General features: G+C 49.2%; 28 protein-coding genes. 15 read left to right on the top strand and 13 right to left on the bottom strand.

Annotated features, from left to right (window positions below):
- The first annotated feature begins 51 nt into the window (after positions 1 to 51).
- Positions 52 to 705 (top strand): Crp/Fnr family transcriptional regulator, encoded by a 654-nt coding sequence (locus GM173_RS07060; protein WP_203570659.1) that lies wholly within the window; start codon positions 52 to 54, stop codon positions 703 to 705.
- A 156-nt stretch (positions 706 to 861) separates the two neighbouring features.
- Here GM173_RS07060 and lptM read toward each other — a convergent pair whose 3' ends face one another.
- A complete protein-coding gene (lptM, locus tag GM173_RS07055; RefSeq protein WP_203570658.1) occupies positions 862 to 993 on the bottom strand; it encodes an LPS translocon maturation chaperone LptM in 132 nt (43 codons plus the stop codon).
- Between the two features lie 105 nt (positions 994 to 1,098).
- Here lptM and cyaY point away from each other — a divergent pair, with 105 nt between their 5' ends.
- From cyaY to GM173_RS07030, 5 genes are all read left to right on the top strand, one after another.
- Complete coding sequence (gene cyaY / locus GM173_RS07050) at positions 1,099 to 1,410, top strand: iron donor protein CyaY (protein WP_203570657.1); 312 nt, start codon at positions 1,099 to 1,101, stop codon at positions 1,408 to 1,410.
- Positions 1,410 to 1,808, top strand: coding sequence for a YqaA family protein (locus GM173_RS07045; protein WP_203570656.1), 399 nt, complete (start codon positions 1,410 to 1,412; stop codon positions 1,806 to 1,808). The genes cyaY and GM173_RS07045 overlap by 1 nt, the downstream gene beginning before the upstream one ends.
- Positions 1,809 to 1,892: 84 nt before the next feature.
- Positions 1,893 to 3,341: a beta-barrel assembly-enhancing protease gene (locus GM173_RS07040; RefSeq protein WP_203570655.1), complete on the top strand. Its 1,449-nt coding sequence runs from the start codon at positions 1,893 to 1,895 to the stop codon at positions 3,339 to 3,341.
- Between the two features lie 107 nt (positions 3,342 to 3,448).
- Positions 3,449 to 3,853 carry an FKBP-type peptidyl-prolyl cis-trans isomerase gene (locus GM173_RS07035; protein ID WP_203570654.1) on the top strand — a complete coding sequence of 135 codons (405 nt, stop codon included), beginning with the start codon at positions 3,449 to 3,451 and terminating at the stop codon, positions 3,851 to 3,853.
- Between the two features lie 107 nt (positions 3,854 to 3,960).
- Entirely contained in the window at positions 3,961 to 4,563 is a 603-nt protein-coding gene (locus GM173_RS07030; protein WP_203570653.1) for a hypothetical protein, read from the top strand.
- A gap of 57 nt (positions 4,564 to 4,620) precedes the next feature.
- On the opposite strand, the gene GM173_RS07025 is transcribed toward GM173_RS07030, so the two are convergent.
- Together GM173_RS07025 and rph are read right to left on the bottom strand one after the other, a co-directional pair.
- Complete coding sequence (locus GM173_RS07025) at positions 4,621 to 5,046, bottom strand: YkgJ family cysteine cluster protein (RefSeq protein ID WP_239078413.1); 426 nt, start codon at positions 5,044 to 5,046, stop codon at positions 4,621 to 4,623.
- Positions 5,047 to 5,351: 305 nt separating this feature from the next.
- Entirely contained in the window at positions 5,352 to 6,068 is a 717-nt protein-coding gene (gene rph / locus GM173_RS07020) for a ribonuclease PH (protein ID WP_203570652.1), read from the bottom strand.
- Positions 6,069 to 6,226: 158 nt separating this feature from the next.
- Between rph and GM173_RS07015 the strand changes: the two genes are divergently transcribed.
- On the top strand, positions 6,227 to 6,370 hold the full coding sequence (locus GM173_RS07015) for a hypothetical protein (RefSeq protein WP_203570651.1): 144 nt from the start codon (positions 6,227 to 6,229) through the stop codon (positions 6,368 to 6,370).
- Between the two features lie 59 nt (positions 6,371 to 6,429).
- Here GM173_RS07015 and GM173_RS07010 read toward each other — a convergent pair whose 3' ends face one another.
- A complete protein-coding gene (locus GM173_RS07010; protein WP_203570650.1) occupies positions 6,430 to 6,894 on the bottom strand; it encodes a methyltransferase family protein in 465 nt (154 codons plus the stop codon).
- 216 nt (positions 6,895 to 7,110) lie between these two features.
- On the bottom strand, positions 7,111 to 7,839 hold the full coding sequence (locus tag GM173_RS07005; RefSeq protein ID WP_203570649.1) for a YebC/PmpR family DNA-binding transcriptional regulator: 729 nt from the start codon (positions 7,837 to 7,839) through the stop codon (positions 7,111 to 7,113).
- Between the two features lie 119 nt (positions 7,840 to 7,958).
- Here GM173_RS07005 and GM173_RS07000 point away from each other — a divergent pair, with 119 nt between their 5' ends.
- Positions 7,959 to 8,375: a hypothetical protein gene (locus GM173_RS07000; protein WP_203570648.1), complete on the top strand. Its 417-nt coding sequence runs from the start codon at positions 7,959 to 7,961 to the stop codon at positions 8,373 to 8,375.
- Here the strand turns inward: GM173_RS07000 and GM173_RS06995 are convergent.
- From GM173_RS06995 to GM173_RS06980, 4 genes are read right to left on the bottom strand one after another with little or no spacing between them, the layout of a single operon-like run.
- A complete protein-coding gene (locus GM173_RS06995) occupies positions 8,364 to 9,029 on the bottom strand; it encodes a glutathione S-transferase N-terminal domain-containing protein (protein ID WP_203570647.1) in 666 nt (221 codons plus the stop codon). The two genes, GM173_RS07000 and GM173_RS06995, sit on opposite strands and share 12 nt — an antisense overlap.
- 10 nt (positions 9,030 to 9,039) lie before the next feature.
- Entirely contained in the window at positions 9,040 to 9,870 is an 831-nt protein-coding gene (locus GM173_RS06990; protein WP_203570646.1) for a hypothetical protein, read from the bottom strand.
- Between the two features lie 8 nt (positions 9,871 to 9,878).
- Positions 9,879 to 10,751, bottom strand: coding sequence for a 4-hydroxybenzoate octaprenyltransferase (gene ubiA / locus GM173_RS06985; protein ID WP_203570645.1), 873 nt, complete (start codon positions 10,749 to 10,751; stop codon positions 9,879 to 9,881).
- Entirely contained in the window at positions 10,752 to 11,300 is a 549-nt protein-coding gene (locus tag GM173_RS06980; protein ID WP_203570644.1) for a chorismate--pyruvate lyase family protein, read from the bottom strand.
- Positions 11,301 to 11,484: 184 nt separating this feature from the next.
- On the opposite strand from GM173_RS06980, the gene GM173_RS06975 reads away from it, so the two are divergent.
- Together GM173_RS06975 and guaA are read left to right on the top strand one after the other, a co-directional pair.
- Positions 11,485 to 12,378 (top strand): alpha/beta hydrolase family protein, encoded by an 894-nt coding sequence (locus GM173_RS06975; protein WP_203570643.1) that lies wholly within the window; start codon positions 11,485 to 11,487, stop codon positions 12,376 to 12,378.
- A gap of 250 nt (positions 12,379 to 12,628) precedes the next feature.
- Positions 12,629 to 14,203, top strand: a complete 1,575-nt coding sequence (gene guaA, locus GM173_RS06970) for a glutamine-hydrolyzing GMP synthase (protein ID WP_203570642.1) — start codon at positions 12,629 to 12,631, stop codon at positions 14,201 to 14,203.
- Positions 14,204 to 14,391: 188 nt separating this feature from the next.
- On the opposite strand, the gene GM173_RS06965 is transcribed toward guaA, so the two are convergent.
- The 4 genes from GM173_RS06965 to purB form a co-directional block, all read right to left on the bottom strand.
- Positions 14,392 to 14,955 (bottom strand): elongation factor P, encoded by a 564-nt coding sequence (locus GM173_RS06965; protein ID WP_203570834.1) that lies wholly within the window; start codon positions 14,953 to 14,955, stop codon positions 14,392 to 14,394.
- Between the two features lie 205 nt (positions 14,956 to 15,160).
- Positions 15,161 to 16,297 (bottom strand): elongation factor P maturation arginine rhamnosyltransferase EarP, encoded by a 1,137-nt coding sequence (earP, locus tag GM173_RS06960; RefSeq protein ID WP_203570641.1) that lies wholly within the window; start codon positions 16,295 to 16,297, stop codon positions 15,161 to 15,163.
- Between the two features lie 79 nt (positions 16,298 to 16,376).
- Entirely contained in the window at positions 16,377 to 17,831 is a 1,455-nt protein-coding gene (locus GM173_RS06955) for a YdgA family protein (RefSeq protein WP_203570640.1), read from the bottom strand.
- 58 nt (positions 17,832 to 17,889) lie between these two features.
- Positions 17,890 to 19,260, bottom strand: coding sequence for an adenylosuccinate lyase (gene purB / locus GM173_RS06950; protein ID WP_203570639.1), 1,371 nt, complete (start codon positions 19,258 to 19,260; stop codon positions 17,890 to 17,892).
- 334 nt (positions 19,261 to 19,594) lie between these two features.
- Between purB and GM173_RS06945 the strand changes: the two genes are divergently transcribed.
- From GM173_RS06945 to GM173_RS06925, 5 genes are all read left to right on the top strand, one after another.
- Positions 19,595 to 19,795 carry a hypothetical protein gene (locus GM173_RS06945; protein WP_203570638.1) on the top strand — a complete coding sequence of 67 codons (201 nt, stop codon included), beginning with the start codon at positions 19,595 to 19,597 and terminating at the stop codon, positions 19,793 to 19,795.
- Positions 19,796 to 20,029: 234 nt separating this feature from the next.
- Positions 20,030 to 20,743 (top strand): energy transducer TonB, encoded by a 714-nt coding sequence (locus GM173_RS06940; RefSeq protein ID WP_203570637.1) that lies wholly within the window; start codon positions 20,030 to 20,032, stop codon positions 20,741 to 20,743.
- Positions 20,744 to 20,752: 9 nt separating this feature from the next.
- Positions 20,753 to 21,424 (top strand): MotA/TolQ/ExbB proton channel family protein, encoded by a 672-nt coding sequence (locus GM173_RS06935; RefSeq protein WP_203570636.1) that lies wholly within the window; start codon positions 20,753 to 20,755, stop codon positions 21,422 to 21,424.
- Positions 21,411 to 21,827 carry an ExbD/TolR family protein gene (locus GM173_RS06930; protein WP_203570635.1) on the top strand — a complete coding sequence of 139 codons (417 nt, stop codon included), beginning with the start codon at positions 21,411 to 21,413 and terminating at the stop codon, positions 21,825 to 21,827. Before GM173_RS06935 ends, GM173_RS06930 begins: the two co-directional genes overlap by 14 nt.
- 90 nt (positions 21,828 to 21,917) lie before the next feature.
- Positions 21,918 to 24,209 (top strand): TonB-dependent receptor, encoded by a 2,292-nt coding sequence (locus GM173_RS06925; RefSeq protein ID WP_203570634.1) that lies wholly within the window; start codon positions 21,918 to 21,920, stop codon positions 24,207 to 24,209.
- Positions 24,210 to 24,214 lie beyond the last annotated feature (5 nt).

Raw genomic sequence — 24,214 nt, 5'->3', positions numbered from 1 at the left:
TGAAAAACAAATTTAATCACGCTCAATTTAGCGTTAATTACAGGGTTTTGTATGCTATCAATTTTACAAAAAGTGCCATTGTTGGCTGGTTTTTCGGATGAGCAACTTGAATATATGGTGCAAGTTGGCGTGAAGCGCACGATGCCAAAAGGTGCTTTTGTATTCCGCGAAGGCGATCCAGCCGAGGGAATGTATGTTTTGCTGGAAGGTCAGGCGCGTTTTTTTAGTAGCGATAACCAAGGTAAAGAATTTGTATTTATGATTGCCGAGCCGGGTGATGCCATTGGTGAAATTTCTTTGCTTGATGATGAGCCACGTGGTTGGTCAGTGCAGTGTGAAGAAAATTGTGTGTTTTTGATGTTTACCAAACATGAATTCAAAGATGCATTAAATCGTGAACCGCAGGTGAAAGATCTGGTGATCGCTAATTTGGCAAAAATGGTGCGCGTACTTTCAACGACGATGAAAAACTTAGCATTACTCGATGTGTATGGACGTGTGCGTGCCTTGTTTGAATCGATGTTGGAAACGGTGGATGGGCAAGAAATGATTTCTCAGCCGTTGACGCAGCAAGCGATTGCCGATCGAGTTGGTTCTTCGCGTGAAATGATCGCGCGAATTTTGAAAGAACTCGTGTTTGGCGGTTATATTCGCTTGGAAAACAAACGAATTATTATTGTACAAAAATTGCCGGAACGATTTTAAGTTCTAGCAAGTCAATAAAAAAGGCGATTTTAATCGCCTTTTTTATTGTCTCATTCTTCCGCGACTAAAATTAATAAGTCATAAAACGCGTTGTTCGAACAGTTATGAATTATTTTCTTAGCGGATAAAACTACTCAAGCACAGCCTACCTGAATCTTATTCAGTGATTGCACTGGCGGCGGCTTTGCTGGCTGAATTTGCTTTACTAGCCTCGATTGGTTTTGGTAAATACAGCGGCCCTTTAAAGCCACAAGCGCTGAGGGTGAAAGCAAAGATGAGAAAGGTCATGAGTGCGCGCATAAGAGCCAAGCTTGTCGGTGGTAGAATTGGTATTTTAGCATGGCAGTTCGATACACAGTGCTGTCAAAATGGCGCTAGCCGGAAAGGATAGAAATGACCGAATCAGAGTTTTTAGATGTGAGCGATGCCGTCTTTGCCAAGATTGAACTGGCACTCGACGACGTTGAGTTTGATGTTGATAGCTTGCGTACTGGCAATGTGCTAGAGCTTGAATTTGAAGACGGTAGCAAAGTGATTGTGAATCGTCATGCTGCGAATCAAGAAATTTGGCTGGCGGCGCGCTCAGGTGGCTACCATTATCGTTTGCTGGACGGTCGCTGGATCAACACCCGTGGCGATGGTGAACTATTTGCCGATGTCGCAGCAGCGATTAGCGCGCATGCTGGCGCTGCATTTGCTTTTTAATGGAGATTTTACTGTGGCTGGCGGGGCTGTTTGCCTCTGCTTTTTTGTCGGCCACGCTGTTGCCCGGCAATTCTGAAGCCACTTTAGCGGCGGCTCTGCATTTTAAACCGAGTTTAGGTTTATTGGCCGTGGCGGTGGCCTCGCTGGGTAATGTGCTTGGTGGCTTATTAACGGTGTGGTTGGGGCGGAAAATACCGCCTGCGCCGCAAAAGCCATGGCTGCAGTGTTTGCAAAGTTTAGGCCCAGTGAGTTTACTGTTCTCTTGGCTGCCGATTGTTGGGGATGCCCTCTGTGGTGTGGCGGGCTGGTTGCGTTGGTCTTGGTTGCCTGTAATTTTTTATTTATCCATCGGCAAAATACTACGCTACTTAGCAATTTATTTTTGGCTTAACCCGTGAACTCAACACGCGGTAAGCGGCCATTTCGATGCTGTGTGTAGGTCGGCGCGGTGCAGAATTTTATTGCGACTGAACGGGGACATTGTGAAGCAAAAAGTCATTACTTTTTTCTTGCTATTGAGTTTAGCGGTGCAGCCCGTGCGCGCGGCGGATATCCCTGATTTTGGTGATGTCTCGCAACAAGGTTTAAGTACGCAGCAAGAGCGCGAAATCGGCGAGAACGCAATGCGGCAAATTCGCCGTGGCGGGACAATGATGGATGACCCTGAAATTGTCTCTTATCTCAATCAAATGGGGCATCGCTTAACCGATGCCGCTGAAGTCAGCGATCAGCAATTTACTTTTTTTCCCTTGTTGGATACCAACGTGAATGCGTTTGCGATGCCTGGTGGCTTTATTGGTGTTCATACCGGCTTGATTGTGCAAGCACAGCATGAATCAGAAGTTGCTAGCGTATTGGCGCATGAAATCGCTCACGTGAGCCAACGGCATATTGCTCGATTGATCGATGGTACTAAATCCGGCATGTGGCTTTCTTTGGGTTCCATCGCCTTGGCGTTGTTAGCAGCGCAGGCTGGTCATGGTGACGCCGCAATGGCGGCGGTGGCCGCTGGCACAGGTTTAGCGGTGCAAAAGCAGTTGGATTTCACTTATTCATTTGAGCAAGAGGCCGATCGGATTGGGATGCAAACGCTGAAAAAAGCTGGTTACGATCCGAATGCGATGGTGACTTTTTTTGAGCGTTTACAAAAACACAATCGCTTGTATGAAAACAACGCCCCTGATTTTTTGCGCACCCATCCCGTTACTTATAAGCGCATGTCTGACGCTCAAGCGCGTTCCAATGAATTTAAATTCAAGCCCATTCCAGACAGCCTCGAATTTTTGTTTATTCGCGAAAAAAGCCGCGCATTACAAATGGGCGGGCGTGAAGGTGTGCCGTATTACACAAATATGATTGCGGAAAAACGCTTTGCCAATGAAACGGCACAGCGTTATGGGTTGGCTTATTCTCATTATTTGTTGCGGCAATATGATTTAGCATGGGCCGCGATGCAAGAGGCCAAAACCAGCCTGAACAAGGGCAAGAGCGGGAAAAGTCACCCGATGCTGGAGTTTTTGGCCGGTAGCATCAAAATCGGTCAAGGGCAATTTGCACAAGCAGAGCAAATCTTTCAGGAGGCAACGCTGCAATTTCCGGCCAGCCGTGCTTTAGTGTATGGCTTAATTGATGCGCAAATCGCTGGAAATAATCTGGCTGCGGCGCAGGCCAATATCAACGATGCGTTAGAGTTGTATCCATCGGACGCATGGTTGTACCAACGAATGGCTAAAATGTATGCCCAAAAAGGCGATTTAATGCGGCAGTATCAGGCGCAAGGCGAATATTACGTTAGGCTGCAAGAGTATGCCCCTGCATTCGAGCAGTTTGATTTAGCGTTAAAACAGCCGGGTAATGATTTTTATTTATTATCTAGCATCGAAGCGCGGATACGACAATTGCGCGAATTGCAAAATTCGCCCACGAAATAAGCGATACGCATATTTTAACCAGCACTGACTTTGCTTGAAGCGATCTCCCGCAGCAAAATAAGCATCATGAGCATTTTGCTGATTTTTTTATGCCAAAAGGAAAAACTATGAAACATTTACTCGTTGCTGCAGTCTTACTTAGCAGTTCACTCGGTGCCTTGGCCGCGTCTGCTGCGCCCGTTGAAACGACTGCAAGTGGTATTCAAATCACCACATTAAAAGCTGGTACTGGTGCGGCACCCAAAGCAACAGATACCGTAACGGTGCATTACCGTGGCACTTTAGCCGATGGCAAAGAGTTTGATAGCTCTTACAAACGTGGCCAACCCGCAACGTTTCCACTGAGCGGCGTGGTGCCATGCTGGACTGAAGGCGTGCAAAAAATCAAAGTGGGCGGTAAAGCCAAATTGGTTTGCCCGCCACAATTGGCCTACGGCAGCCGCGGTGTGCCAGGCGTGATTCCAGCCAATGCGACGTTGACGTTTGAAGTTGAAGTATTAGCTATTGAGTAATTGTGTCGGCGGGCGAAAGAGATGATGCCAGTACGCTGCTAGTTGTGTGTTGACGACGCAAGCTGCTGGCCAGGTACTTTTATATCCGGCACATACATGGAGTCATTATGTTAAAGCTAATTATCCCCGCCGCACTATTACTGAGTTTAAGCGCCTGTGATCAAGGTGCTCAGTTGGCTCAGCAAGCGGCCTCATCAGTCGCCGCTGTGGTTGGGCAAGAAGTAAAAAATCAAGCGAACGCGGTAATTGATCAAACAATGGGGCAAGCCAACGAAGCGCTAGCCCCACTTGGAATCGATGCCAGCAAAGTTAGTAGCGCGCTGAAAGACAAAACGGCTGCGCTGATTGGTCAAGCCATTAAACCCAACGCCAGTTGGCAAATGCTGAGCGGTTTGACGGGTAAAACGGCAGCCGAGATGGGTTTGTTCACTGCGGTGAGCCCGATTGAAGCGGATTTGAATACGCTCTTAGGCAGCGATGCCGCAGCGGTGAAATCCGCGCTGGGCGGGGCGATATTGAAACAAGAGCAAGTACTGTATTTGCTCAGCGAACAGTCAGGCCGTGCGACGTATCTGCTCATCGATGCCGAAAACCGCAAACTCGAAGTTGGGCAGCTAGAAAATGGCAAGTTGAAAAATTTTGCTAGCCAAGGCGAAGCCTTGCATCGACCTAGCGATATTCAAGCACTGATCAGCAAAAACGTAAAATAATTTAAAAGGGTATTGGGCTCTAAGCAATAATTTTGATTGCTTAGAGCCCAATACCCTTTATTTTATTAAAATCGCCGTGAGTGGCGGCAAGCCATTCGCGGCGCGGGCGGTTTGACAGGCGGGATTGGGCTGGCCTTGCTCGTCGTGCACGTAAAATTCACGGCAAGTGCTGGAGCGGTGTTGGTAAATACTGCAACGGCTACTTTTGCCGACTTCACCCTCAAAACACACACAACGCGGTTTTTCTTGATTCGTTCCGGCCATCGCTGCGTAAAACGGCGTGATTGGAATGACTTTATCAGCAGGCACGCCAATTGCGTCGTCGGCCAAGCCACCAGCGATTTCTCCGACATAAAACGACACTCGAAAGTGATTACAGCAAGCGCCACAGCTGGCGCACACATGATCGTCGCCATCGGGCATATCGACAAACACGCGGCCATCGTCTTGGATGAGTTTGATTTGTTGGTCTGGTTTGTTCATGTTTTAAGTGCCTGCGGCACAGTGTTTTACAGTCGCAATCCGCGACGGGGACTTACTTTCTTGAACGGCCAAGAAAGTAAGCAAAGAAGCCGCCCCGGGGCGCGCATCGGTCCCCGATGCCCTCGGTCAGTCGTGAGCCAAACGATGAGGCTGTTTGTCTCTCTCCCTCGCTCGGTGCGCTTGGACGGGGTTTTTAAGCCCCAGTCCAATCATCGCGGCACAGCAAAAATATTAATTGGCTAGTTTATGTGTATTGCCACATAAGGCATATTTAATAATGCTTAGATGGCAATACCTAGGTTTAATTAAACCGTCAGCACCGCATTTTGTTTCACAATCAACTCGCCAATTCCTTTTTCCGCCAAATCCAGCAGCGCATTCATTTCCGCGCGGCTAAACGCTTCGCCTTCGGCGGTGCCTTGGATTTCGATAAATTTACCCGTAGCGGTCATTACCACATTCATATCGGTTTCGCAGGCTGAGTCTTCGATGTAATCCAGATCGAGCACCGGCGTTGTGCCAACTACGCCGACCGACACGGCTGCTACGGCTTCGCGAATCGGGCTGGCCTCTAGTTTGCCTGCAGCGATCAGGCCGTTGATGGCATCGGTCAGCGCGACAAACGCCCCAGTGATACTGGCGGTGCGGGTACCACCATCGGCTTGAATTACGTCGCAATCAATCGTGATTTGACGCTCGCCCAAGGCTTTTAAATCAACGACAGCGCGCAGTGAACGGCCAATCAGGCGTTGAATTTCTTGCGTGCGACCCGATTGTTTGCCTGCTGCCGCTTCGCGCTTCATGCGGCTGCCGGTCGAGCGCGGCAACATGCCGTATTCCGCCGTTACCCAGCCTTCGCCTTTGCCTTTCAAAAACGGCGGTACTTTCTCTTCGACGCTGGCGGTACACAATACTTTGGTGTTACCGAACTCAACCAAGACGCTGCCTTCGGCGTGGCAGGTGTAATTACGGGTGAGGGTGACAGTACGAAGTTCGTTCGGCTGGCGTTGAGAAGGGCGCATGAAGATTTTCCTAGTGATGATTGAATGCGCGCAGTATACCGCACGGCAAGTCGAACTGCTTTGTGTGTTCAACGCCAGCCCACTATGGCCGTGATTTGTGGCTGCCGCTGACGCTAGTTTTACTTTATGATGTCGGCACACTCAACAAGGATGCAAAAATGAAAAATGCCCTCGGTGGTTTTAGTCTTGGCACCCTCATCGCTGTCGCGCTGTCATGGAGCGCCAATCATTCGATTCTATGGGCGATTATTCACGGCTTTTTGAGCTGGTTTTATGTGATTTATTATTTCTTATTTCGCTGAGTAGGATGACTTGCACCTACAGCGGAAGCAGCGGTGTAATGCGCTTGACAGTTACGCGACTAAATCCAGCGTCGTACCTGTTGGCAGTAGCGGACAAATTGGGCACCAAATAGCGCGTGCATGCTGCGCTCTTCGGGTTGAATTTGAAAACGGTTCAAATACAGGATGAATAAGGGTAGTACGGTGAAGCTGGCCAGATTGGCTAATAAATCCGCCCAGCCAAGTAAGATAATTAAAAATCCCAAGTACATTGGGTTGCGCGAGTAACGATAAACGCCGCTAACGACTAATTCGCGAGCCGCAGCGGGTGTACGTGGGTTAAATGTCGTTTGTGCTTTACGAAACGCCCATCCGCCTGCTAGTACAATCGCTACACCTAGCAAAATTAGCCCACTGCCGAACAAGTCATTGAGCAGTAATGGTAAATCCAATGTCGGTAGAACCCATTTCAAGGCGGCCATTAATAATGCACAAATCAACATCAGCGCCATCGGCATGATTTTGAGTTCGAGCTGTCTGAGCATGGGTGATTACTCCGTTGATTAGAAAAGCCACAGATGCTAAGCACAGTGGGGCCGATGATGACATTTGCAAGCGAGCAAATAGAGACTGATCGCCGAAGGCATTACGCCGCATGAATGAGCCATGGTTGACGTATTGCCGCTGTGCGTCGAATACGCCTTACAATATGAAAAAACCGCCAAAATCATGGCGGTTTTTTTAATGATCTCAAACGAAGATTATTCTTCGTCAAACACCGCCGTCGTATACACTTCTTGCACATCATCCAAGCTTTCCAGCGCGTCGATCAGTTTTTGCATTTTGATCGCGTCGTCGCCTTCAAGTTCGGTTTCAGCTTGCGGTTTCATGGTTGATTCGCCCATTTCGGCTTTAAAACCAGCGGCTTCCAGCGTTTCTTTGATCGTTACAAATTCGTACGGCGGGGTGATGACTTCGATTGAGCCGTCCTCATTGGTCGTTACATCGTCGGCACCGGCTTCGAGTGCTGCTTCCATCAATGCGTCTTCATTGGTGCCCGGTGCGAAAATCAAATAGCCGCAGTGTTTGAACTGGAACGACACGCAGCCGTCCGAGCCCATATTGCCGCCGTATTTGGCAAAGGCGTGGCGCACGTCGGCGACGGTGCGTACTTTATTGTCGGTCAGGCAATCGACCATCACCGCCGCGCCGTTTAAGCCATAGCCTTCGTAACGGGTTTCAAGGTAATCGACGCCTTCCAGCGCGCCAGTACCGCGCTTGATTGCGTTTTCGATATTGTCTTTGGGCATTGATTGCGCTTTGGCTTTATCAATCGCCAAACGCAGGCGTGGATTCATCAAAACATCGCCGCCGCCCATTTTGGCGGCAACGGTGATTTCTTTGATCAGTTTGGTGAAAATTTGGCCGCGTTTGGCATCTTGACGCCCTTTTCGGTGTTGAATATTTGCCCACTTGCTATGACCTGCCATGCTGCACCTGTATTGTTCTATGAGTCGATAGGGCGATATTCTAGCACGGCGGCGCAAGCCACTTAAATATACGCTCAGTGCTGATCATCAGATCTAGATTAAATTTTCGCGGAATAAAGATGGGACGTTCGCTAATGTTGCATATTCGATGCTGGGGTATTTATCTGTGGGCATTTCCAGCAAGCGCTTGTGGCTTAATACTAGCACTGCCTCTGCTTTTGCTGGGCGGTAAGGTTAACTGGGTGACAGGCGTGTTGGAAGTCTGTGCGCCACGCTATTGTGCGCAATGGGTGCGTCATTTTGGCGCGATTACTTTCGGTCACGTCGTCATCGCCCGAGATGTTGAGCAAATGGTGGCTTTGCGCGAGCATGAGCGCGTGCACGTCAGGCAGTATGCGCGTTGGGGCGTGTTGTTTTTTCCGCTGTATATCGGGTCTAGCTGTTGGCAATTGCTGCGTGGGCGACGCTTTTATCGCGACAACTGCTTTGAGCGCGAAGCATATGGCGACGCGCGTAAAGCGCCGTTAAAACGCTGAATTGCCTCGGCCAAAATAGCATGGCGGAGTGCCAGCCTGCCACGGTGGGTATTTTTCCATCACGGCGGCGAGTGAGTCTGATTCAATAAATTGGGCTAGCCAGTTTTGTAATGTTTGCGGCGCATGGGATTGAAACCATGCGCGATCTACCGCAGCAAATTGGCGAATAAATGGTGCAATTGCCGCGTCTGCAAGCCGCATTGTGTTATCGATTAAGTGAGTATATTGTGTTAGCCTTTGATTGATATTGGCTTCAAGCCAATACATCGCTCTACCACGATGTTCGGCTAGGCTCAGTGCCAAGTGACGTTCCGGATACTTATACGCGTCGAGTAGCGGTTTAAATTCAATATCATGGCGGGAAATTAGCGCGTTTTGCTGCTGAGCCAATTCAGTCGGATGCCAATCGTGGGGGTCCGATTGCGCCAGCGCCCAGTGCATAATGTCTAAGCTTTGCTCAATGACGGTGCCGTCGGTCAATTGCAACACGGGCACGGTGCCTTTCGGTGAAATAGCGAGCAATTCTAAAGGTTTTGCGCGTAAGACTACTTCACGCAATTCAACGACGACGCCACTGTGCCATAAGGCCAGCCGTGCGCGCATCGCGTAGGGGCAGCGGCGAAAAGAATACAGAATTGGTGAGTTTGCGTTCATGGTGTTGCCATTAAATGTAATGTGTCAATCGCGCGAGCAGGCCGCAGGCCAGCCAACTGATCGCCAATAAACCAATTGGTTTGACTGAACGGTGAATTCCCCAGCCAGCCGCTAGCATCAAGAACAATACAAGACCGCCGCCCCAAAATGCGGGTAATAAACCGATGAGCCAGCTGCTCAAGATGCCGATGAGCAGCCAAGGTGTGGTACTGAGAGCAATTTGTTGGGCGCGGCTGGGCTGCGAGTCGGGCGCGAGGCTGGGTAGATTTGCTAACAGCGGAGCAAGAAATCCGGCAGGGTCTTGGGTAATGCCTTTGACTAAAGCCGCGGATACTGCAGGGCTTACGCCAGCGGCCAGCAGCATGCCTTGTAAACCGAGGCTAGCTTCTGCGCCGGGTAGTCTTTCTTCGTCGGATTCGGGCAGCACGGGTGGGGTGAATTGCCGTATCGTGCGGATGAGCTGCCAAGTTGCACCACCGAGTCCGACGACCCAAGCGGCGAGTTGTTGGCTAGCAGGCAGTCGATTAAATCCCAGCAGTAAGGCCAAGACACAACCCGAAAACAGTAGCGCGTCATTGCTTTTGTGTTGTGCCAGCGCCCAGAATTGTTGACTGGCTGCGTGGTAAAGATTGAGTCCTTTAATGCCAAATCGGCGCAGTATTGCTGCGCAGGCATTGATACCCAAGCAACGCAAAGCAATACTGACCAATTTGGTCTTCTTATTGACGATGGAGGCTGGATATTTTTGTGCGATTTCCAGCCAATACCATTGCCTGCTTGAGCCCGATTCTAGATCGGACAATTGGCGCATGATGCTGCCTTGTTCAGCGGACGTGAGCATATATAGCGTTATCCGATGATCAAGTAATCAGCTAGTAGACCTAGGAAAATCTTTGCGCCGATGCGGTTATTTTTTAGAAAAGCCGCAAAACAGGCTTGGCGATCACGAGAGCGGATTTGTTTATATTGCTGTTCAATCTCCACAGCCACGACGAATAAACTCGCAAAGTAAAACCAACTGCGTCCAGCAAGAATGCCAATCCAGATCATCAAGGCTAAAAATCCAATAAAGCATGTCATTACCGCCGCAACGTCATACCTACCAAAGGTAATCGCTGAGGTTTTGATGCCGATTTTCAAATCATCGGGCTTATCGACCATCGCGTATTCGGTATCGTAGGCTACCGTCCACAGCAAATTGGCGAGCATCAGTAGCCATGCAATCATTGGAATTGCATTCGTTTGTGCGGCAAATGCCATCGGAATGCCAAAGCTAAACGCAATGCCAAGATACGCTTGCGGCACGGGGAAAAAGCGTTTGGTCAATGGGTAAGTTGCCGCTAAAAATAGCGCCGGAATCGTCAGAAGTAAGGCAAAACGATTGAGTGGCAGCGCGACCAGCAAGGCCAGTAGCGCCAAGGCCGCCGCAAAATATAGCGCATGCCGCGATTTGATTTCGCCAGTGGCCAGTGGTCGATGTTGGGTGCGCTCGACATGGCCGTCAAAATCCCGATCTGCCCAGTCGTTGATCACGCAGCCGGCTGAGCGCATCAGCCAAGTCCCAAGGCCAAAAATCACCACCAAATGCCAATCTGGCCGGCCTTGCCCTGCAATCCATAAGCCCCACAGCGTCGGCCACAGTAGCAATAAAGTGCCGATGGGTTTATCCATACGGGCAAGGCGAAAATACGGCGAAAGACGTTGCTTGAGTGGCTGAGTCATTTAAAAATCAATGCCCGATGAGGTTAAAAAATCAGTCAAAAAGACTTCGGTCACGAGGAGTTGGTCGCCGCAAGCATAAAACACCGAACGCCGCGCCCACAGTGTAGCCGCTTGCGGGCCAGCGGCAGCGACGGCTTTTTGCCACAGAGGGTGGCGATGGTTGAGTTTGCGCCAAGATAAATGCGAGCGGCGAATCGTTGGATCGGCAAATAGCAACGCACCGAGCGGGCGGCTACCTGAGCGGCCAAATAAATGAAAACCACGTTGCAGGCTCGCTCGGCGCGTGATGCTGTGTGCAAATACGAGGGGGCGGTCGGCAGAGCATAAGAGTACTTCACGACTGGCGACTCGCGTTTGTTGGCGGGGTAGTTGTAATACGGTGCGCTCATCTAAGTGGGGGGGGTGCCAGCCTTGCTGCAATACGCGCACATGAAAGTGCGAAAAATGTGCGATTAATCGCTGCGTCAGCGAGCCACGCTCGCTCAGCCACGGGCGTAATTCGCGGGGCGCAGTGATGGAAGGTGAGTGCCAAAAGGCCGTGTGCGGCATAGAGGTGAACTGGGTTACTCAATCTCGAGATTATGCCATAGCTGATGAAAGGCTTAATCGATTAGCGATCATCGATTTGATAGGCTTGTTGTGCATTATCAGTTGCTCAGATGATTTGTATTGCATTTTAACTAATCGGTGTAAATTAATACCAATTAGTAACTTGCTCTTAGGGCGGTGCAAAATGGCTTACTTCTGGCTTTTGTTGGTGTTTTTTATCACGGCCTGTGGGGGCGGCGGGGGCGGTGGTGCTGCGCCGAGTACCGTCAATTCAACGCCTGTGGCAACGGCTGCGACAAACGAGCCCACGACTTCATTGATTGTGCGCTATGGTGCACGCTCTGAACAATATGGGCTATATAAAGCACCCAGTGGAAGCGGCCCTTTTCCTTTGGCAGTGATTATTCACGGCGGCTGTTGGAATCGTTTTATTGCATCGGCATCAATTATGCAGCCTTTGGCTGATTCTTTGACCCGCGCAGGTTGGGCTACCTTAAATTTAGAATATCGCGTGCCTGAAGATCTGCCTTATCAAGCGATAGATACTTTCCAAGACATTGCAACAGCGATGGATTCATTACCTGTGATGCTGAGCAATTTGCCAGTCAATCTAAAGCGCACGGTGGTCATCGGCCATTCTGCTGGTGGTCATTTGGCACTGTGGGCGGGCTCCAGAGCCAGCATTCCGACATCGAGTCTGTTGTATAAAAATAATCCCACTTTGCCACAAGCGGTGATTGGTCTCGCTGCCATAGCTGATTTAGCGGCTTATGAAAGTCAGAAAAGATTTACTGGCTGCGCAAGCAATATTCCGAAATTACGCGGTAGTTTTGCTGAGACCGAAGTGAGTCCGCAACAAATGTCAGCGAAAGGCGTGCCGATCTATATGATTTCGGCGACGGGCGATTCAATTGTTTCAGCTGAAAATTCCGATAGTTACCAACAACAGCAACTTAAACTGGGGAATGTGGTCAATGTGAGCAAAATTAGTGGTGATCACTTTACATTGATTCAATCAAGTGGTGGGGCATTTGATAAAATTTTAAAAATCATCAACGCAGTGCCAGCCGCTCCCTAAGGGCTGTTGATCTTTGCTTGCTCCCCGCGACTAATAGCATAAACACCAGCAGATGCTCCTAATATGACCGCTTTGGTCTGCGTGGTGATGGTTGGTTTCGGTTGATTTTATTTGTTGAGTTGCTATCGCCACCGAATCTGCTCATTTAAGTTTAGCGGGGCGAGGATATCCATGCGCTATATGGACTCGCGCTAATGCGGGATGCACGGTAAAATGCGCTGTTTTCTCGCACATCTTTGGACAATACAGCATGGATAAAATTCTGATTCTTGATTTCGGCTCACAAGTGACGCAGCTGATTGCCCGTCGTGTGCGTGAGGCGCATGTTTACTGTGAGTTGCACTCATTTGATGTGAGCATTGATTTCATTAAAGAATTTAACCCTAAGGGGATTATTCTATCGGGTGGTCCAAACTCGGTGTACGAATCAGATTATCAAGCCGACCCCGCTTTGTTTGAGCTAGGCATTCCTGTGATGGGGATTTGCTACGGCATGCAATGGATGGCGCAAAGCTTGGGCGGTAAAGTTGAAGCAGGTACGGTGCGCGAATTTGGCTTTGCTGAAATCGAAGTCAATAACAATAATCCACTTTTTAAAGGCCTATCAGACCGTGTGCATGGTGACAAAGTATGCCTAGAAGTCTGGATGAGCCACGGCGACAAAGTGACTGCGATACCAGCAGGCTTTGAAGTGATCGCCAGCAATGCATCATGCCCGATTGCTGCAATGGCCGATACCAAGCGCAATTTCTATGCTGTGCAATACCATCCAGAAGTAACGCATACGATCAAAGGTCGCGAAATGATTAATCATTTCGTGCTCGATATTTGTGCCTCAGAGCCTAGCTGGACCATGCCTAACTACATCGACCAAGCCGTGGTGAAAATCCGCGAGCAAGTGGGTAGTGATGAAGTGATTTTGGGCTTGTCAGGCGGTGTGGATTCATCGGTCGCCGCTGCGCTGATTCACCGTGCGATTGGCGATCAACTGACTTGCGTGTTTGTCGATAACGGCTTGCTGCGCTTGAATGAAGGTAAGCAAGTGATGGAGACGTTCGCCGAGCATTTGGGTGTACGGGTGATCCACGTTGACGCCACTGCGCAATTTATGGGCCATTTGGCTGGCGTGACTGATCCAGAAGCGAAACGTAAAATCATTGGCCGTGAGTTTGTTGAAGTATTCCAAGCCGAATCAGCTAAATTGCCAAGCGCAAAATGGCTGGCGCAAGGCACGATTTATCCCGATGTGATCGAATCGGCAGGCGCGAAAACGGGCAAAGCCCATGCGATCAAGAGTCACCACAATGTCGGTGGCTTGCCAGAAACGATGAAATTGAGCTTGCTTGAGCCATTGCGCGAATTGTTTAAAGACGAAGTACGTGAACTTGGCGTGGCGCTCGGTCTTGCGCCCGAACTGGTTTATCGTCACCCATTCCCAGGTCCAGGCCTTGGCGTACGAATTCTTGGCGAAGTGAAGCAAGAATACTGCGAATTACTCAAGCGCGCTGACGCAATCTTTATCGAAGAATTGCGCGCTGCCGTTGATGAAAAGAGCGGCAAATCGTGGTACGAGTTAACTAGCCAAGCGTTTGTGGTATTCCTGCCGGTGAAATCAGTAGGCGTCATGGGCGATGGTCGTACTTACGACTATGTAGTTGCATTACGTGCAGTGATTACCAGCGACTTTATGACGGCTAAGTGGGCCGAATTGCCGTACGATTTGCTCGGTAAAGTTTCAAACCGCATTATCAATGAAGTTCGTGGCATCAATCGCGTGGTATACGATGTGAGCGGTAAACCACCTGCAACGATTGAGTGGGAGTAATTCTGCGCTAGTATCGAGTACGATGTCGCAGTGAATGGATTTAAGCCCGCCGCAATGCGGGCTTTTTTATGTGTGGTGTCATCAAGGTAATTATTGGCCTGCTACCGATGCAATTTTTTTTTGACAAATCGATCAAGCGCAAAAAAGCCACCGAAATCGGTGGCTTTTTTTGATTCAAATCGCAGCGATTAGGCGCGTTTTTTGAATTCGTAAGTGCGGGTATCAATCTCGATTTTGTCGCCGATTTCGATGAAAGCCGCTACTGGCAATTCAAAGTTAGTGCCTTTCAATTTAGCTGGTTTCATGACTTTGCCAGAAGTGTCGCCGCGAACTGCGGGTTCAGTGTATTCAACTTCACGAACCACGACAGTTGGCAATTCAACAGAGATTGCTTTGCCATCGTAGAAAGTCACTTGGCATTTGTCTTCCATGCCATCAACGATCAGACCGAGCGTATCGCCAAGGTTGTCGGCTTCAACTTCGTATTGGTTGAACTCTTCGTCCATGAATACATACATAGGGTCAGCGAAGTAGCTGTAGGTGCAATCCAGACGATCCAGAACGACCACTTCCATTTTGTCGTCTGATTTGTAAACGACTTCAGAGCCAGAGCCTGACAGCAAGCCTTTTGACTTGATTTTCACAACTGAAGAGTTACGGCCTGATTTTGAGAACTCAGTTTTTTGTACGACTAAAGGTTGGCCATCAACCATGATGACGTTACCAGCGCGGACTTCGTGTGCAGTTTTAATTGCCATGTTTTACATACCTAAATGCAGTTTAAATAAGAACGGGTTTTAAGAGTGCGGCGATTTTGTAAGCATTAAGGCAAAGCATAAGCAACAGTTCTGCGTGCTTAACGCAGTGAGTACCGCCTTAGCCTTTCAAGCGACAGCTTTGTGGCTATGTTTTGCTACTAACTGATCAGTACTTTTAAAACGCGCTCGACACAATCCGCTATTTTAACTTGGATTGGGTGAATTTGACCAGATTAGTCGCAAGATCTCCTTGCGCCGCTAGTCGCTTTGCCCAGCTTTGCGCATGTTGGCGCAAAATAGCCCACTCGGTATTGAGGATTGTCCAACTTGACGCAATCTCGCCACCTTGATTCCACGCGAAATAAAAATCGTGTAATGCGTGTGCGATGGTCGTGGGTAGGTCAGCCAAATACAGTTGCAAGAAGGCCGCGAGTTTTTCGAGGTGAGCGTTGTCTGCTTGCGGATAAATCTGCCAAATCATCGGCAGCCCAGCCCATTGCGCGCGAACAAATGAATCTTCTCCGCGCACAAAATTCAGATCGCAGCTCCAGAGTAATTGATCATACTGATCTTGACTGAGCATCGCTAAAATCACAATACTGACCGAGCCGTATTGATATACCTCTCCGGTGTGTAGCTCACCTTGCTTTATTAATTGCTGGATTTGAGGCAATACCCTACCTTCTGGCACAAAAAGCACGACCGGTTTCGGATGATTTTTGAGCTGCTCTAGCCAGGCATTGAGCGCTGGATTTTCATAGGCGAATAATGAATAGTATTGCGTTTCAGCACTCAGTAAAGGCAAGCGCGGCGCGAGCTGTTGGCGCAATTCTGCGGCATCATGCTCAGTCCATGCGGCACGCTGTTGGCGCATACTTCGCTCGCCGATCAGCCCGCCAGTTTTGGCATTAAATCCAGGGAAAAAGAAATATTTATTGAGCCCGCTTTGCGGCGAGGGTAGGCCATGACAGCCGCTCACCCAGTCTTCGGCGCTGAGATAATCGAGGTTGATCCATATCGGTGGCGTGCTACGGGCGCGCATTTGTTCGATGTAGGCGGGTGGTAAATCGCAGGCAAAGGTTTCAATGACCACATCTGTGGCTGGTGTTTCAGCGGTCCACACTGCTGACCAATGTCGAATCGTGACGGATTCGAGCGTTTGTTCGGCCAAGGTCGGCTGAATTTCAGCACGAATTTTGGCAAAGCTGTCGAGGTCATCGACCCATAAAGTGACTGCAACGGCGTGCTCGTTGGCCAATTGCCTTGCTAAGCGCCAACATACGCCGATATCGCCAAAATTATCGACGACGCGGCAAAAAATGCTCCAAGTTTGCACGGATAGCCTGCTTTAAAATATGGATTCAATAAAAAAGGCCTCGATGAACTCGAGACCTTGGTCGCGCACGATGCGGTGTTTATTTTGCTTCAGAGTTCGCTGCCGGTGTTTCCCACGGTAGCGGTACTTTGATGCCATTTAAAATGAAGATGCCTTTATTTAATGACGCCGTTGTGGCGAGTAATTTGCCTTCGACGCGGATCAGATTTTGCTCGGCGAGTCTATTGATTTGGCCTTCGACAAATTGTCCCGCTAAGAAGTCCAACGAGTCTAGATCCACTTGCGTATCCGGCCCGCCAAATACATTGCGGGCTTGCCATAGCGCCAGTGTTTCCACCACTTTTCGTGGCACGGCAAAGTCTGCTTTGGCCGAAATTTTGTTGACCAAGTCGACGGGTTTATCCAGATCCGCAGCGACAAAACCCTTTAGGCCGACTTCACCAGTAAAGTGGATTTTACCATCAGGTAATTTGACTTCCAGTTTTTTGATCGCCAACTGGGGATCGTTTTGTAGTAAGGGTAGGCCGTGCGTTTTGGCTAGGTGAGTTAATGCTGCGGTGAGCTGCTCACTATCCAAATTTTGTTTTTGAATGAGGCTGAGTTCATCACCAATTTTAGCCAGCGTTTTGCCGTGTAAGTGATTGGCTTCAGCGATTAAAACTGCGGGGCCATAGGTTTGGCCGTCGAGAATCAGCTTAGCGAGGTCAATTTTAGCGCTGCCATTGATAAACTCACCTGCTTCTTTGATGTCGCCAGCATAAGTTAAATTTTCTAAATTGAGCTTAATCGGCGTGCCTTCAATCAGTTGCAAATCAAGTTTGCCGATTTTGGCGTCCGTGTTGCCGATCATAATGCCGCTGGTGCCACGCACCTGCTGCATTTTTAAACTGAAATCAGCGAGCGCAAATTGCCCTTTGGTTTTGGCTTCGCCAGTAATGCCGGGCGCATTGGCAATCAGCGTTACGCGATTAAAATCGCCACCGTAATCTAAGGTCGCTTCAAGGCCTTTCCAGTGCGCTTTAATACCCGACAGTGCTTCTTCATATTCAAAGCTAGGAACTGATAAGCGCACAATGCCGTCATCGTTAAAACTGATGCGGTTTTCGATGGTAATCGGTTTTTGTTCACCAAAGAATTTGGCTAAAAACTTCTGGGTATCGGCTGAAAAGGCAAATTCAGTATTGACTGCAGCTTTATACGGCAAGAAATTAAACTGTGTCAGTAAAGGCAGTGGGCCGTGTTTGATGTGATTGGTGTAGGTCACTTCAAATTTTTGCAGCGGCTGACCTTCTTTTTCCAGCAAGAAGCGATAGAGCTCAGGGCGTACTTGCAAGGTGGTAGTTTCAGTCGAGCTAAACCAGCCACGTTGGTAGTTATGTGATTTCACAATGAAGTACGGTAAGTTACTAAGCCAATCATGCTGTTTTTGCATGGTTTTTTCGACGGCTTGACCGGCAAAATAGCTGCCTCCGACGTACGCGATAGCAAGGGCGGCGAAGGTGAGGCTACTGGCCAAAACAACTTTACGTTTCACTGTGAAATCCTTTAAGACGGTGAGTGGGCATGCGCCCACTCTGAATACAGCAACAGACTTAAATTCGGCGTGCAAGTTCCTCGGCAGTACCGAGGTATGTTGATGGTGTTAGTGCTTTAAGGCGATCTTTGGCATCTTGTGGGATGGCCAAACCGTCGATAAACACCGCCAATGCCTCTTTAGTGATGCCAGTTTTGCCGCGCGTTAACTCTTTAAGTTGTTCGTACGGATTAGGCACACCATAGCGGCGCATCACGGTTTGAATTGGCTCAGCCAATACTTCCCAGTTATTGTTTAGATCAAACATCATTGCATCGCGATTCGCCATCAATTTATTCAAGCCTTTTAATGCGGCCACAAAACCGAGCAATGAATAGCCCAAACCTACGCCCATATTGCGCAATACGGTTGAGTCGGTCAGGTCACGCTGCCAGCGAGAAACTGGTAGCTTTTGGCTCAGATGGAACAAGATTGCATTGGCGATGCCGAGGTTACCCTCAGAGTTTTCAAAGTCGATTGGGTTTACCTTATGCGGCATCGTTGAGCTACCGACTTCGTTTTTGTTCACTTTTTGCTTGAAGAAGCCTAAAGAGATATAACCCCAGATGTCACGGTTCATATCGATCAAAATTGTGTTAGCGCGGGCAAAATCGTCGTACAACTCGCTCATATAATCGTGCGGCTCGATTTGGATCGTGTATGGATTAAAGGTGATGCCGAGGCTTTCAACAAAGCGTTGGCAGAAGCCTTCCCAATCGAATTCTGGATAAGCTGACAAATGCGCGTTGTAGTTGCCCACTGCGCCGTTGATTTTGCCGAGCAATTCAACGTTGGCAATGCGGTTCAATTGGCGCTCAAGGCGGAACGCCACGTTGGCCATTTCTTTACCCATCGTCGTTGGCGTCGCCGGTTGGCCGTGTGTGCGGCTCATCATCGGTGCGTCAGCCAATTCGTGGGCTAACTCTTTGAGTTTGGTAATGATTTCAGAGAGCTTAGGCAACATCACCGATTCGCGGGCGCCTTTAAGCATCAGGGCGTGCGATAGATTATTGATGTCTTCTGAAGTGCAAGCAAAGTGAATGAACTCACTGGCCGCGGAGACTTCGGCATTACCTGATAGACGTTCTTTTAACCAGTATTCAACGGCTTTGACGTCGTGATTGGTCGTGCGCTCAATTGTTTTCACTTCGAGCGCGTGCTCAGTATTAAACTGGCTGACTACTGCGTCGAGTTCGGCGATGGTTGCTGCTGAAAACGGTTTGATATCTTCGAGCGCAGCTTCGCTGGCGAGTGCTTTCAGCCAAGCCACTTCAACCGTCACACGGTTTTTAATCAGGGCATATTCGCTGAAGTGGGCGCGCAAATCGGCCAGTTGTTTTTCATAGCGGCCGTCTAGCGGCGAAAGCGCGGTAAGTGCTGAAAGTTCCATAATGCCAACCCATCCGTAGGTCTTAACTCAATCAAAGCGCAGATTCTAACACATTGGATGCTTTGGCTCACAGCCAAGCATGCCGTGAGTCGGCTTAGGCGCTGTTGACGTTTGTTTTACGATCCGCAAAACAAACGTCAACAGAGCTAGCATGAGTGTTGGTGCAATGCACATCTGACATTCGATTCGTGACAGCAGCGAGATTCGGATGAATAATGCGATGTCTTACAAAAATACGCATTTTTGTGTGTTTTTTTATCTTTTTGTAAGTATTTTGCTTTTCTACGAGCAGGCCACACGAGCATGCCGTAAATAGACGAGGGGAAGTGTGATTATGTCAGGCTATACGCAGTTAACGCCAGAGTGGCAAGAATGGATTATCGAGAATTTAGCCCGTGGCTGTCAGGCGCAAACGCTAGTGCAAACGATGATTGAAAAAGGCTTTGATGCGATGTTTGCGAATGCGGTGGTATTTCATTTCTCTTCCAGCCCAGTATCTCGTGAGCCACTATCGAGAGCCGAAGATCAAAAATAGTCTAGTATAGCCATCTAGCCTTTATTAATATTAAGTTTAAAAGCTATACATGTCGTTTGATTTGACTGCATTGCTTTAGTTTATTTGCGAATAAACAGACCCCAAAGCCCATCCGTTTGCGATGGGCTTTTTGCATTGAATCATGTTTGCTTGAGCGATGAGTGGTAAAGCAAACTTACAAAAATAGTGTTTCTGCATATTGCTAATGAGAATGATTGTCGATAATATATACGAATGATTCTCGATAACAAAAAAACTCTTTTTTTGGTGATGCTAGCGCATGTGGGGGTACTGCATGGCGTGATGACAGCATCGCCGCCCAAGCCCGTTGAGGCTGAGCCGATTGTGATGCTGGCGATGCCCGTCGCGATGGGTGAAGTTGCGCCCAAGGTCGAGCCTGCCAAGCCACTGGTCAAGGTGAAGCAGAAGGTGCAACAGGTGAAGCAAAAAGTACAAGAACGACGCGTTGCCAAATCGGCAGCAGTTGTTCCAGAGCCAGCCGCGACTCCCGAGCGTGTTTCGACCCTTGAAGTTGCTGCGGCCGAAAAGCCGCAGCCTGCGCCACAAAAGGATGAAGGGCAAGGTGCAGCCAGCAATAAGACGGTGGCTGCTACCAGTGGTGGGGGGGCGCAGGGACAAAGTACTGAGCGCAATGAAGCGCCGACTGAGCCGAGCTTTCATGCCAATTATTTGAATAATCCAAAACCACGCTATCCGCTGCAGTCGCGAGAATTGGGTGAGAAAGGGGTGGTGTATTTGCGGGTTGCAGTCAATCCACAAGGCTTAGTGGATCAAGTTGAGTTACATAAAAGCAGTGGCTTTCCGCGCTTAGATCAAGAGGCACAGAACACGGTGCAGCGCTGGCGGTTTGTGCCGGCAAAACGGGGTGAAGTAGCAGTGGCGGGAACGGTGATTGTGCCGGTTGTATTTTCGATTAAAAGTTCTTGAGGTGCAGTAATGGATTTGTCTTTGGTGTTGCATTCGGGTGATCCGATCTTGCAAGCAGTGTTTGCTTTGTTGGTGTTGATGTCGGTGGTGAGCTGGGTGGTGATTGTGGCGCGCTCGCGTCTGTTGTGGGTGATGAAGCGCCATCAACAGCGTTTTATGAATGAATTTTGGGATGCCCGTGATTGGCAAGTGGCGCTGGGTTTAGCAGCGAAAAATCAGTCGCCGGCAGCAAAATTGGCAACCTCTGCCGCCGATGGATTGCGCCATTATCGCGCCCATGAAGGTGGCGGTTTGGGTAAAGGCGTTTCCTTGGATGAGTATTTGGTTCGTAAATTGCGGACGCGTTTAAGCCAAGAAACAGCGCAAATGGAGCGCGGTTTAACTTGGTTGGCTACTACCGGGTCGGTTGCGCCATTTATTGGTTTATTCGGCACGGTGTGGGGAATTTATAACGCGCTGGTTGGGATTGCCGCGAGTGGTAATGCTTCCTTAGCGACTGTGGCAGGCCCGATTGGTGAAGCCCTGGTGGCGACTGCAGCCGGTTTGGCGGTCGCAATCCCGGCGGTGGTGGCGTACAACGCGTTTATTCGTGCTAATCGTCGCTTTGGGCAAGAGCTTGATGGCTTCACTCATGATTTACATGCGCAGTTGTTGACGGAGGGTGGTCATGGGATTCGGTAGTTTTGGGCAGCAAGATGCTGCACCGATGGCGGAAATCAATACTACGCCACTAGTGGACGTGATGCTGGTGCTGTTGGTGGTGTTTATTGTCACCGCGCCGGTGATGACGCATGCGGTCAAAGTGGAGCTACCGAAAGCGACGACGACTGTGGTTCAGCAACAAAAACAGCCACTTCGGCTGACCTTGCAGGCCGATGGTGCTTTATTGGATGACAAGACGGTGATTGATGCCACGACATTAGATGCGCGTTTAGCGGCAGTGTTTGCGGCTGATCCGCAAACTGAAGTGCATATTTATGCTGATAAAACCGTGCAGTACGAGCGCATTGCACAAACCATGGCCGCAGCGCAGCGTGCCGGTTTAAACAAGATCGGTCTGATGACCAATGGGCAAGGAGGTTGAGTGTCCTGTAGATAACACGCTTGAACAGGCGGGTGATCCCCGCCTTTTTTTTGGCCAAATCAATAATATTCCATTCACATAGAGAAAACCATGCGAGAGAAACACAAGTCAGGCATTCGCCATTTTGCAAAATTACCCGCTGCCGCCGCTTTATTTGGTGCCGTTGCTGGTGGTGTTCAGGCGGCTGATGCTGTTTTGGCACCTGTTGAAGTGAGCGCTGAAAATCCACAAAGTCGTAACGGTACCGTCAACACATTTAAAGCACCCACCGTACACGTCGGTCGTGTCGAGCAAGACGCACGTGATCTCCCGCAATCGGTGACCAGTGTGACGCGCCAATTGATGAATGACCAAGATGCTAATACGCTCAAAGAAGCGCTGCGTAATGCGGTTGGCGTCACTTTTAATGCCGCCGAAGGTGGCGCCAGTGGTGACGGTATCCGTATTCGTGGCTTTGGCGCATCCAATGATATGTATCTGGATAATTTCCGTGATTCAGCACAATACAATCGCGATACTTTCCACATTGATACCGTGGAAGTACTCCGTGGCCCAGCCTCGATGATGTTCGGCCGTGGCTCGACCGGTGGTGTGGTTAATCAAGTCAGCAAAACTCCGTTCCGTGGTGATTTGACTCAACTTTCTACCACCATTGGGATGGATTCGTTCTACCGTGTTGAAGGTGATTTCAACAAAGCCATCGGTGAAAGCACCGCGGCGCGTATCAATGTGATGGGCCAAAAAGCCGATAGTTTCCGCGAAGGCGCCGAAATGAATCGCTGGGGTATTGCACCAAGCATCACTTGGGGTTTGGGCGAGCCAACGCAAATTACCGCGTCGTATTTGCATTACCAAGAAGACAATGTGCCTGACTATGGCGTGCCTTACTACCGTCGAGGTCCGGGTTCACGCACGACAACAGGCCCTAACGGTAAGCCTGTCATTACTCCTGTAACAAATGAATCCATTCATGGCAGCAATCAACCGATTGATCGTGTTGATACGTTTTATGGCCTAAAAGACTTTGATACCGAAGAAACACAAACTGATGTGTTTACTTTGCGGGTTGAGCATCAAATCAATCCGAATATGAAAATCAAAAATTCAACTCGGGCGGGTAAATACGATCTCGATTTGCGAGCTAGTGCACCGGGCTTGTCATTTGCAAAACCAACAGATGTATTGGCTGACAGCACGAAGGTAACGCGTGGTCGTAAATTACGGATGCGTGAACAAGAAATCTACTCCAATGTGACAGATCTTTTGTGGGATTTTGAAACCGGCACCATTCGTCACAATGTATTGGCTGGTTTTGAATTAACGCGGGAAAACTTGTTCAGCACGGGTCGTTTGCAATTGGATCAATCTGGCAAAGAGAAACCAAGCGCGACAACTGGGTTGGCGGGTTGCACCTTGCCGTCAACGACGGTGGGCAATCCAGTGACGAGCGGTGTGCCAAGCAATTGTAGCGCGCCAGTCAATACTGTGACCGCTGATTCGACTGCCGATACCGTGGCCTTCTATTTCCAAGACATGATTGATTTGAATCCGCATTGGAAAGTACTGTTGGGCGCGCGTTACGATCATTTTAAAGCCAGCACTGAAAATCAATCGTTTACCAAGCAAAAAGCTGCGGATAATGTAAGCCGTACCGATAAAGTGTGGAGCTACCGTACTGGCTTGATCTATCAACCGGATCAAAATCAGTCGTACTACGCATCGTATGGTACGTCGTTCAATCCATCGGCGGAAGCTTACTCAACCGATCCGAAAGGCGCTTTGACTGATCCAGAAGAAAACGCTAACTACGAGATCGGCGCCCGCTGGACCTTGCTCGATGGTGATTTGGCCTTGCGTACTGCGATTTTCCGTACTGAAAAAACCAATGAGCGCCAAACCGATATCGAGCCGGGTGTAATTAAGCCTTATCTGATGTCCGGTAAACGCCATACCGATGGTATTGAATTGGAAGCGGCGGGTCGTTTGACTGATAAATGGCAAGTCTTTGCTGGCCTTGCGTTAATGGATCCAGTGATTGACCAAGTCGCCAATCCTGCGCGTAAATACCAAGAAGGCAATCGCCCAGACAATGCGCCAACCTACACCGGTAATCTATGGTCGACATACCAAATTGATGGCAATTGGAAAGTTGGTGGCGGTATGAATGCAATGGGTAAACGTTACACTAGCTTGGATAACACCGTGTTCTTGCCAAGTTATGTACGCTGGGATGCGATGGTTGAGTGGACGCAACGTGATTTGAGCATTCAATTGAATGTCTTGAATTTGTTTGATACCGAACATTTCGAAGGTCTGTATGCTGGTTTTGCGGTGCCGGGTACAACGCGTACTGCGCGCGTAACGGCAACGTACAAATTCTAATTGTG

It is taken from the genome of Deefgea chitinilytica, assembly GCF_016881405.1.
GTDB classification, from domain to species: Bacteria; Pseudomonadota; Gammaproteobacteria; order Burkholderiales; family Chitinibacteraceae; genus Deefgea; species Deefgea chitinilytica.
This window is presented reverse-complemented; position numbering and strand designations above follow the sequence as displayed.